Genomic DNA, 5,742 nt, shown 5'->3' on the forward strand with positions numbered 1-5,742 from the left:
ACCGAGGGCATGGGCATATGCCACGCCTACACCCCCGACGGCCGCTGCGTCAGCCTGCTGAAAATCCTGCTGACCAACTACTGCATTTATGACTGCGCCTATTGCGTGAACCGGGTGTCGTCCAACACGCCGCGGGCCAGGTTCACGACCCAGGAGGTGATCGATCTCACCCTGGGCTTCTACAAGCGCAACTATATCGAGGGGCTGTTCCTGTCCTCGGGGATCATCCGCTCAGGCGACTACACCATGGAGCAGCTGGTCCAGGTGGCCCGCGAGCTGCGGCTGGTCCACGACTTCCGCGGCTACATCCATCTGAAGCTGATCCCCGAGGCCTCTCCGGAACTGGTCCATGAGGCGGGGCTCTATGCTGATCGGGTGTCGATCAACATCGAACTGCCGAAAGACGAAAGCCTGGCCGCCTTCGCGCCTGAAAAGGACTCCGGCGTCATCCGCAAGGCCATGGGGGCGGTGCGGCTGGGCATCGATGCGGGACGGGAGCCGGCCCGCCGCACCCGGCCGCCGAAGTTCGCCCCGGCCGGCCAGTCCACCCAGATGATCATCGGCGCCGACGGCGCCTCCGATGGCGAGATCCTGGGCCGCTCGGCCTCGCTTTACGGCGCCTATGGCCTGCGACGGGTCTATTATTCGGCCTTCAGCCCCATCCCCGACGTCTCCAGCGCCCTGCCGCCGCAGCGACCGCCGCTCATGCGCGAGCACAGGCTCTACCAGGCCGACTGGCTGATCCGCTTCTATGGGTTCGAGACCGGCGAGATCGCCGCGCCGGGTGAGGACCTCGACCTGGCCATCGATCCCAAACTCGCCTGGGCGCTCAAGAACCGGGAGCAGTTCCCGGTGGACCTCAACAGCGCCGACCGCGAGCGCCTGCTGCGGGTGCCCGGCCTGGGGGCTAAGGGGGTCGACCGGCTGATCGCCGCCAGGCGGCAGACGCGCCTGCGCCTGGCCGACGTCAAGCGCATCTGCCGCAGCGTGGAGAAGCTGAAACCCTTCGTGGTGGCCGAAGACTGGCGGCCTGGCGGCCTCACCGACGCCGAAGGGCTCCGGGCGCGGTTCACCCCGCCGCCCGAACAGCCGAGCCTGTTTTAGACATGCGCATCGTCCGCCTGGCTTCAGAGACCGACTTCGACGGCTGGCGGGAGGCGGCGCGCGCCCTGCGGCTGACAGAGATGTCTCCAGCTGAGGTGATCTGGACGGTGGACGATGGTGCGGCCGATCTTTTCGCCGAGGCCGCCCCGCCAGCCGCCCGCGGGGAGATCAAGGTCTCGCCAGGTTTCATGGACCTGGCGCGCCGGGTGGTTCTGCACCGCTCGGCGGCCCGGTTCGACCTGCTCTACCGATTGCTCTGGCGTCTCGCGTCCGAGCCGCGCCTTTTGGCCCAGCCCGCCGATCCGGACGTGGCGCGCGCCCGGGACATGGAGCGGCAGGTGAACCGCGCCGCCCACAAGATGAAGGCCTTCGTCCGTTTTCGCGAGGTTCAGGCCGAGCCGCGGGAAGAGGCCTTCGTGGCCTGGTTCGAACCGGCCCACCGGGTCACCGAGGCCACCGCGCCCTTCTTCGTCCGGCGGTTCGCCAACATGGCCTTTTCGATCCTGACGCCGGACGTCTGCGCCCATTGGGACCGCCATGCCTTGACCTTCACGCCCGGCGCCGACCCCGCCGACGCGCCGGCCGAGGACGAGCTGGAGGCCTTCTGGCGGACCTATTACGCGGCCACCTTCAACCCCGCCCGGCTGAGGCTCTCGGCCATGCAGAAGGAGATGCCCAAGCGCTACTGGCGCAACCTTCCCGAGGCCGCGCTCATTCCCGAACTGACCCGCCACGCCCAGGCCCGGACCGAGACCATGGTGGCCCAGAGCCCGTCAGAACCCCAGCGCCGCATCGTCCGCGCCGCCCGACGCGCCAGCCGTGACGCCGCATTCGACGGCGCGGCGCCGACCACGCTGCAAGAGGTGGCGGCCGGGGTGGACGCCTGCCGCCGTTGCCCGCTCTGGAAGGACGCCACCCAGGGCGTGGCGGGCGAGGGGCCCAGTCAGGCGCGGCTGATGTTCGTGGGCGAGCAGCCCGGCGACCAGGAGGATCTGGCCGGACGTCCCTTTGTGGGCCCGGCGGGCCAGGTGTTCGACCGCGCCCTGGCGGACGCCGGCGTGCCCCGCGCAGAAGCCTATGTCACCAATGCGGTGAAGCACTTCAAGCACGAGCTGCGGGGCAAGCGCCGCCTGCACAAGACCCCGGAGACGGCCGAGATCGAGGCCTGCCGGGGGTGGCTGGAGGCCGAGCGCCGCCTGGTTCGGCCCCGGGTCATCGTCGCCTTGGGCGCCACCGCGGTGCGCGCGGTGATGGGCAAGCCGCTGACCATCGGCGGGGCGAGAGGGCAGGTTTTCCAGCTGGAGGATCAGGCGCAGGGGGTGGTCACCTGGCATCCGTCCTTCCTGCTGCGCACCCCCGATCCGGCGGCCAAGGCCCGGGCCTATGAGCAGTTCGTCGCCGATCTCCGGTTCGCCTGGAGCCTCGTCTGAGGCGGGGCGCCCTCAGACCCGCTCCAGCGGCCTGAAGACGGCCGGGGCCTCAATCCGGATCAGGTCGCCGGGACGCACGAGTCCGCCGGTCCGCACGACGCCCATGATCCCGGCCTTGCGCACAAGGCCGCCCTGCGCGTCGCGGCCAAGGCTCGCCGCCGTCAATCCGGTCTGGAAGGCGTCCAGCTGCCAGCAGGGATTGCGCAGTCCGGTCACCTCCACCACCGCTTCGTCGCCCAGGTGGAGACGGGCGCCGGTCGAGAGCGACAGCAGGTCGATATCGCGTGTGGTGATGTTCTCCCCCAGGTCGCCGGGGGCGACCGCAAAGCCCTGGCCGTTGACCTCGTCGTGGAATTCACCGGCCATCAGATGGACCTGGCGCAGGTTCGGCTGGGCGGGGTCGCGGGCCACCCGCGAGCGATGCTGCACCGTGGCGCCGGCATGGCCGTCGCCCTCCACCCCATGCCCTGCGATCAGGCGGATTTCGTCCTGCAGCGTCTTGGAAAACGAATGGCCCGGCCGGCGCGCCACATGGGTGACGCGCCCTGGACCGCTCACGCCTTGAAGCCCGCCTCGGCGAAGTCGAGCATGCGGGCCAGCAGGCCGTCGGCGTCCTGCTCGCGGGTCAGACCGTCCGACAGGTGGTGCAGGCGATCGAACTCGGCGAAGCGGTTGTTGTGCACCATGCCCAGGCAGAAGTGCAGGCGCCAATAGACCTCGTCCAGAGGCAGATCCGGCCGGGCGGCGATCAGGGCGTCGGCGAAGCGCCGCAGGTGAGAGACATCGTTCTGCAGGGCCTCGCGCATCTCCGCGGTGCCCTCGCTGCGGGCGCGGATGATGAACTGCACCGAGATGCGCCGGTCGCCATTGGGCTCGGCCCACTTCAACGGCGGGGCGAACAGGGCCTCGAGAATGTCCCGGATCGGCGGGCGGCCGTCATGCCGGCCGTTGGCCTCGTGCAGCATGCGGGCGCGTTCGCGGTTCAGCTCCGCCGTGCGCCGGCGGAAGATTTCAAACAGCAGGCCGTCCTTGGAGCCGAAGTGATAATTGACCGAGGCCAGGTTCACGCCGGCCGCCGCGGTGATGTCGCGCACCGAAACGTTCTGAAAGCCGTGCAGGGCGAACAGCCGCTCAGCGGCGCAGAAGACCGCCGCCTTGGTGGCGGCTTCCTGCATCTCAGCCTCGGGCTGGGGCGATGGCGGCGATCCCGGCGTGGTCATGCGAATCTCGATCCTTCACCGGCAGCATAACAGCCGTGGACGGATCGCCACCGTCCCTTCGACCTCAGCGGGCCAGCTCCCGCATGGCCTTGTCCAGGCCCTCGATGGTCAGCGGGAACATGCGGTCGTTCACCAGCTGGCGCATGACCTCGATGGAGGGGGTGTGGGCCCAGTGCCGCTCGGCGGTGGGATTGAGCCAGACCATGTGCTCATAGATCTGAGACACGCGATCGACCCATACCGCGCCCGCCTCCTCGTTCCAGTGCTCCACCGAGCCGCCCGGATAGGTGATCTCGTAGGGGCTCATGGTGGCGTCGCCGACGAAGATCACCTTGTAGTCGCTGGAGAACTTGTGCAGCACATCCCAGGTATTGATCTTCTCGGCATGGCGGCGCCGATTGTCCTTCCAGACGCTCTCATAGAGGCAGTTGTGGAAGTAGTAGAACTCCATGTTCTTGAATTCTGAGCGGGCCGCGGAAAACAGCTCCTCGCAGATCTTGATGTGGGAATCCATCGATCCGCCCACATCGAAAAAGATCAGCACGCTCACCTTGTTGCGGCGTTCGGGCCGCATGTGGATGTCCAGATAGCCCTTCTCCGCCGTCCCGCGGATGGTGCCGGGCATATCCAGTTCTTCATGGGCGCCGTCGCGGACCCATTTGCGCAGCCGGCGCAGGGCGACCTTGATGTTGCGGGTGCCCAGTTCGACGGAGTCGTCGAGGTTCTTGTACTCGCGCTTGTCCCAGACCTTGATCGCCTTGCCGTGGCGACCCTTGTCCTGGCCGATGCGGATGCCTTCGGGATGATAGCCGTTGGCGCCGAAGGGCGAGGTGCCCCCGGTGCCGATCATCTTGTTGCCGCCCTCGTGGCGCTCCTTCTGCTCCTTCATGCGCTCGGCCAGCGCTTCCATGAGCTTGTCGAAGCCGCCCATGGCCTTGATCTGCTCCTTTTCCTCCTCGGTCAGGAACTTCTCACTGATCTTCTCCAGCCACTCGGCGGGAATGTCGGCCGTGCCCACGCCCTCGACCTTGTCCAGACCCTTGAACACATGGCCGAACACCTGGTCGAAGCGGTCGAGGTTCTTCTCGTCCTTCACCAGCGCCGCGCGCGACAGATAGTAAAAGTCCTCCACCGAGCGATCGATGACGCTGTTGTCCAGCGCCTCCATCAGCATGAGGTACTCCTTCAAGGTCACCGGGACCTTGGCCTCGCGGAGTTCGGTGAAAAAGCGCATGAACATGGGGCGGCCTTCCCAAATAGCGGGACGAACAGACGTTTGATCCGCAAGGATGGGGCGGCGGTGCGCCGATGTCCAGCGTGGGACGCCGCTGGAATGTGGGGAATCGTTCCGGCGGGACGTCGCCGGGGCCTCAGGCCTCCAGCGCCCTCAGCTTGCGCCAGACCGTCATGCGCGAGACCCCGAGCCGGCGGGCGATCTCCACCGGACCCACGCCGGCTTCCTGCAGGGCGCGAATCTCCTCGGCGGCGGGCGCGCGGCGGCGCTTGCGGCCGGCCCAGACCGGCTCGACGGCGGCCACGGCGGCCAGGGCCGCGCGCAGGGCCCGGCCGCCTTCGCCATCGCTGCAAAGTTCCGGCTCGACCACGAAGAGGCTGGCGCCGCGGGCCTCCAGCCGGTCGATGACCCGCAGGACATTGCGAGTGGAATGGCCCAGATGATCCAGGCGGGTGACCACCATCTGGTCGCCCTCGCCGATGAAGTCGAGAATGGAATAGAGGACGGCCTGTTCGTCGCTGCCCGGCTCGACGGGTTCCTCGGCGCGCACCACGTGGCAACCGAAGTCTTTCAGGATCGCGGTGTCGTCCGCCGATCGCGCATCACGCAGCCGAACATAGCCGATCCTCAGCATCGATGGGGCGCCCCTCTCATCTGTCGCGCGTCGACCGCAATTACCCAGAACCCCGACCTTGCGTCAAAGCCGCGACCCTTAAACATCGGCAATAATCGGCCAATCGGGCGGGATGTAGGC

At 67.8% G+C, this 5,742-nt stretch carries 6 protein-coding genes; 2 read left to right on the top strand and 4 right to left on the bottom strand.

The genetic code is table 11. The features are described from left to right. Together V7D28_RS13515 and V7D28_RS13520 are read left to right on the top strand one after the other, a co-directional pair. On the top strand, window positions 1-1,104 hold a 1,104-nt coding region (locus V7D28_RS13515), incomplete at its 5' end, for a putative DNA modification/repair radical SAM protein (RefSeq protein ID WP_333587908.1). A 2-nt stretch (window positions 1,105-1,106) separates the two neighbouring features. Continuing rightward, on the top strand, window positions 1,107-2,534 hold the full coding sequence (locus tag V7D28_RS13520) for a UdgX family uracil-DNA binding protein (RefSeq protein WP_333587909.1): 1,428 nt from the start codon (window positions 1,107-1,109) through the stop codon (window positions 2,532-2,534). A 12-nt stretch (window positions 2,535-2,546) separates the two neighbouring features. On the opposite strand, the gene V7D28_RS13525 is transcribed toward V7D28_RS13520, so the two are convergent. The 4 genes from V7D28_RS13525 to V7D28_RS13540 form a co-directional block, all read right to left on the bottom strand. Beyond that, window positions 2,547-3,092: an MOSC domain-containing protein gene (locus tag V7D28_RS13525; RefSeq protein WP_333587910.1), complete on the bottom strand. Its 546-nt coding sequence runs from the start codon at window positions 3,090-3,092 to the stop codon at window positions 2,547-2,549. Next, window positions 3,089-3,754 (bottom strand): TetR/AcrR family transcriptional regulator, encoded by a 666-nt coding sequence (locus V7D28_RS13530; RefSeq protein ID WP_333587911.1) that lies wholly within the window; start codon window positions 3,752-3,754, stop codon window positions 3,089-3,091. Before V7D28_RS13530 ends, V7D28_RS13525 begins: the two co-directional genes overlap by 4 nt. A 64-nt stretch (window positions 3,755-3,818) precedes the next feature. Further along, window positions 3,819-4,994: a vWA domain-containing protein gene (locus V7D28_RS13535; protein WP_333587912.1), complete on the bottom strand. Its 1,176-nt coding sequence runs from the start codon at window positions 4,992-4,994 to the stop codon at window positions 3,819-3,821. Window positions 4,995-5,124: 130 nt separating this feature from the next. Next, on the bottom strand, window positions 5,125-5,622 hold the full coding sequence (locus V7D28_RS13540) for a recombinase family protein (RefSeq protein WP_333587913.1): 498 nt from the start codon (window positions 5,620-5,622) through the stop codon (window positions 5,125-5,127). Window positions 5,623-5,742 lie beyond the last annotated feature (120 nt).

This window comes from Phenylobacterium sp. (assembly GCF_036723115.1).
In the GTDB taxonomy this organism is placed as follows: domain Bacteria; phylum Pseudomonadota; class Alphaproteobacteria; order Caulobacterales; family Caulobacteraceae; genus Phenylobacterium.

Coding starts and splice junctions, on each gene's coding strand:
- V7D28_RS13520 (WP_333587909.1), top strand. CDS start 1,107: ATGCGCATCGTCCGCCTGGCTTCAGAGACCGACTTCGACGGCTGGCGG.
- V7D28_RS13530 (WP_333587911.1), bottom strand. CDS start 3,754: ATGACCACGCCGGGATCGCCGCCATCGCCCCAGCCCGAGGCTGAGATG.
- V7D28_RS13535 (WP_333587912.1), bottom strand. CDS start 4,994: ATGTTCATGCGCTTTTTCACCGAACTCCGCGAGGCCAAGGTCCCGGTG.
- V7D28_RS13540 (WP_333587913.1), bottom strand. CDS start 5,622: ATGCTGAGGATCGGCTATGTTCGGCTGCGTGATGCGCGATCGGCGGAC.